Source organism: Mesorhizobium sp. L48C026A00 (assembly GCF_000502375.1).
In the GTDB taxonomy this organism is placed as follows: Bacteria; Pseudomonadota; Alphaproteobacteria; order Rhizobiales; family Rhizobiaceae; genus Mesorhizobium; species Mesorhizobium muleiense.
The window spans coordinates 1-3429 of the sequence record NZ_AYWU01000085.1; the positions used below are offsets into that span (position 1 = coordinate 1).

General features: G+C 60.6%; 4 protein-coding genes and 1 pseudogene. All 5 read right to left on the minus strand.

The window, feature by feature from the left end; all coding sequences use genetic code 11:
• Window positions 1-107: 107 nt before the first annotated feature.
• The gene (locus X738_RS80380; RefSeq protein ID WP_023804257.1) at window positions 108-533 is read right to left on the minus strand and encodes a hypothetical protein; all 426 of its coding nucleotides are present in this window, start codon (window positions 531-533) and stop codon (window positions 108-110) included.
• Window positions 530-1081, minus strand: a complete 552-nt coding sequence (locus X738_RS80385) for a recombinase family protein (RefSeq protein WP_023804258.1) — start codon at window positions 1079-1081, stop codon at window positions 530-532. The genes X738_RS80380 and X738_RS80385 overlap by 4 nt, the downstream gene beginning before the upstream one ends.
• 154 nt (window positions 1082-1235) lie before the next feature.
• Window positions 1236-2024: a tetratricopeptide repeat protein gene (locus tag X738_RS80390; protein ID WP_084834006.1), complete on the minus strand. Its 789-nt coding sequence runs from the start codon at window positions 2022-2024 to the stop codon at window positions 1236-1238.
• A gap of 205 nt (window positions 2025-2229) precedes the next feature.
• Window positions 2230-2571 (minus strand): annotated as a pseudogene (locus tag X738_RS80395) (Tn3 family transposase); the annotation flags it as partial.
• A gap of 17 nt (window positions 2572-2588) precedes the next feature.
• Window positions 2589-3429 (minus strand): Tn3 family transposase (locus tag X738_RS80400; protein ID WP_023804261.1); only part of this gene is annotated, 841 nt, incomplete at its 5' end.

The window sequence follows — 3429 nt, forward strand, 5'->3', positions numbered from 1 at the left end:
CCGCATTGCTCATCGCCAAAGTGAAAGAAATCACTTGCATTCCCGGGGGCGTCCACACACGGCCCGAAGCTGCGATTTTGGCCAAGTTGCGGAACAAGTGTAGAACATCATGACTTGCTCTGGGCTAGCAGCAACATGGCGACGTTTTCGGCGGTAAATTTGAAGCCCCGGCGGTCGGGAATGCGTTCGGCGGAGATAGGATATCGCGGCCGCTTGGGATCGATGCCGGTGATCCGGAACCGTTCGCTTCCGGTACTAAACTCGCGTCCGAGGTCCGAGGGAGCCAATCCGTAGCGTGCGGCCAGAAACTCGAACATGTCCTTCTCGAGATTGAATGCCGTGCCGTCGGAAGCGGGAACGCTGACACGGAACACGGGCTCGAAGGCAAACCCAGAGTCCAAGCCACGCCATCCGGCGCTCTCGATGACCAGCCCATGGTCCGCGGCGATTTTTTGACAAGCCTCGAGCATGCGGGATTGGACTTCTTCGCAGGCTGCGGGGATCAGGCGGGTTATGTGCTTGCCTTTGCTCATTCTGGTTCGCCTTTCCGCGCCTGGTAGACAGTTCCACGCGAGATGCCAAGATCGCGTGCGATCCGTGTCGGGCCGTGGCCCTCTTCCAGTCGGCGTATGATTTCAGCGCGGTCGATCTTCGGTGGCCGGCCTTTGTAGACGCCACGCTTTTTGGCGATGGTAATCCCCTCGGCCTGGCGCTCGCGCCGCAGATTGGTCTCGAACTCGGCAAAGACGCCGAGCATGTCAAAGAAGGCCTTGCCGGCGGCGGTCGAGGTGTCGACGGGCTGCTCGGTCGCGAACAAGTGCGCACCTTTGGCTTTGAGCCTGTCCACGATCACCTGAAGATCGCGCAGTGATCTGGCCAGCCGGTCGATGCGGGTGACGACGAGCGTCTCGCCGGCATGGATGAAGTCGAGAATCGTGTTGAGCTGCGGGCGGCCTGCCAGCGAGGCGCCGCTCTTCTGTTCCTCGCGAATGACGTCGCAGCCGGCGGTCTTGAGCGCGGCGATTTGCGCGGCAAGGTTCTGGTCGGTGGTGGAGGTGCGCGCGTATCCGATGCGGGTCATGCAAACTGTTCATTTTGGGTGTGCCAACGCGTAGCTTCGTTCAATATCCCATTCTGGGCCCAAAATAAACATGGCTTAGCGGCTGCGGCGTGTTCATTGCCGTTGTGCTGGCCGGGTATACCCAAATTAAAACACGCCCATCGGTTCCGGGCGGTCAGTTACGCCGTCTTCGTGGTTTCAGCTTTCTGGTAACCTCCGCCAGCCAAGGGATTGCGCCGGGAGTGGCCTGCCAGGCCTTGCCGTTTTCCTCGACGTAGTCAGCTGCCTCATCCTCGCCCCCCAAGGTGATATAGCCGTCCGGAGAGGCAACCAGAGGCTGCTTGCCGGACAGGACGCCGGGCACATGGCTGTTCGCGAGCCAGGCCTCCTCGGCAAGCTTCCCGGCATCCGGATCGTTTTCACGAAAGGCGAGAAGGGCCTGCGTGTAGAGCCATGCAGCAGCGCAATCGTCTTCGTACTGTCTGAGCAGCTTCTTCAAGGCCTGGATGTCATCGAGCGCCAGCAAATGCCCGGCCAGCACGTAGCGGATGCCCTGATTGTCATTCGGATTGAGCTCAAGCATCGCCTGGTAATGGTCGATGGCCGCCTGATGCCGACCAAGCCGCCAGAGTACGGCGGCAAGACCTGCCCGCGCCCGCATGTAGGGGCGGGTTTCCAGAAAACCCCAGAAGTGACCGGAATACTCCTCGAACCCCTCGGGCCCGAGGGCCATTTTCCCAGCCGCGACGCCCTTCTCGTAGCAGTCCAGCACTTCCTCGACAGACCTCGCCTCCTCTTCGGCCAGAAGCACATAAGCGTCGGCGCACAACGGCGAGATTTTGAGCGCTTTCCTGGCCAGCGCGATACGCTTGCTGCGACTGGTCGCTTCCCAGGCCTCATACATGACGTCTTGCGCGGCGTCGGTCGGGTCGCTCCCACGTTGTCCGCCGAAAAGACCTGCCATGAACCCCTCCATGCCGCGCCGGTCCGGCATTGGAGGCAGAGCATTGTCATTTTCCGGCAGCTTGGATTTCGCCACTGCCTTCTTTCGGGGCTTCTTCGATACAGGCATTTCTACATTCCCTTCGATGGGTCACGCCGCTTGTTTCTGCTCGAAATCGATCCGGCGATCCAGATCGAGGTCGAAGCGGCCATAAGGNTTCGATGGGTCACGCCGCTTGTTTCTGCTCGAAATCGATCCGGCGATCCAGATCGAGGTCGAAGCGGCCATAAGGATTGATGTGTCCGTAGATCAGCGGCGTCAGGCCGCGGTAGTCTTCCAGCGTCAGCCGCGCCGACCAGTTCGGCTCGGCGAGCACTGACTGCATCATGCGCGTGTTCACATAGACCAGCGACGCCTGTACGAGATGCAGAGCCATCGCCGATATCTCCTGATCGTCGAGCCGGTTGGAAGCGATCTCGCCACCCTTGCCGAAAAAGACGAAGCTGGTCGCGCTGTTCCAGTTCTCGACGACGTTCAGGCCTTCATGGATTTCGCGGCGAAACGGCTCGTGGCGCNTTCGATGGGTCACGCCGCTTGTTTCTGCTCGAAATCGATCCGGCGATCCAGATCGAGGTCGAAGCGGCCATAAGGGTTGACATGGGCATAGATGAGCGGCGTCAGGCCGCGGTAGTCTTCCGGCGTCAGCCGTGCCGACCAGTTCGGCTCGCTCAGCACCGACTGCATCATGCGCGTGTTCACGTAGACCAGCGACGCCTGTATGAGATGCAGAGCCATCGCCGATATCTCCTGGTTGTCGAGCCGGTTGGAAGCGATCTCGCCACCCTTGCCGAAAAAGACAAAGCTGGTCGCGCTGTTCCAGTTCTCGACGACGTTCAGGCCTTCATGGATTTCGCGGCGAAACGGCTCGTGGCGCAAATACCGGCACAGCAAGATCGTCTTGATAGCCCGGCCAAGCTCGGCGAGTGCCTTGTAGGTCGGGTGCATCACCTCGGCGCGGGCGAAGCGGCGCAGGATCGCTTCCGGATCGGCGATCCCGCTGTGCATGGCGGCAGCATATTTGACCATTTCGTCATATTGTTGCTCGATCTCCTCCCAGTTGATGACGCTGGAAAGAACGGGAAGCAGGTTGGGCAGTTCGGCGCGCAGGCCTGCATGCGGCAGCGCCAGCTTCTGCCGGGCGATCGCTTTGAGCCGTGGCGCGAGCTCGAAACCGAGCAGCCTGCAGAAGGCAAAGCCGAGGGCGCTCTGGCCATGGCTGTCGACATATTGCCGCTGGATTTCCATGTCCGTGCAATGCCGCAGCACGCCCTTGATCATCGAAGCGACCTCGGAAGACGAACAGCGCTTGAGCTGCGAGAAGATGCAGGTCGAGCCCTTGTCGACATGCCAGTAGATCATCACGCCG

Excerpts from the sequence above, each read along its gene's own strand:
- X738_RS80385 (WP_023804258.1), bottom strand. The coding sequence starts at position 1,081 with ATGACCCGCATCGGATACGCGCGCACCTCCACCACCGACCAGAACCTT.
- X738_RS80390 (WP_084834006.1), bottom strand. The coding sequence starts at position 2,024 with ATGGCAGGTCTTTTCGGCGGACAACGTGGGAGCGACCCGACCGACGCC.
- X738_RS80380 (WP_023804257.1), bottom strand. The coding sequence starts at position 533 with ATGAGCAAAGGCAAGCACATAACCCGCCTGATCCCCGCAGCCTGCGAA.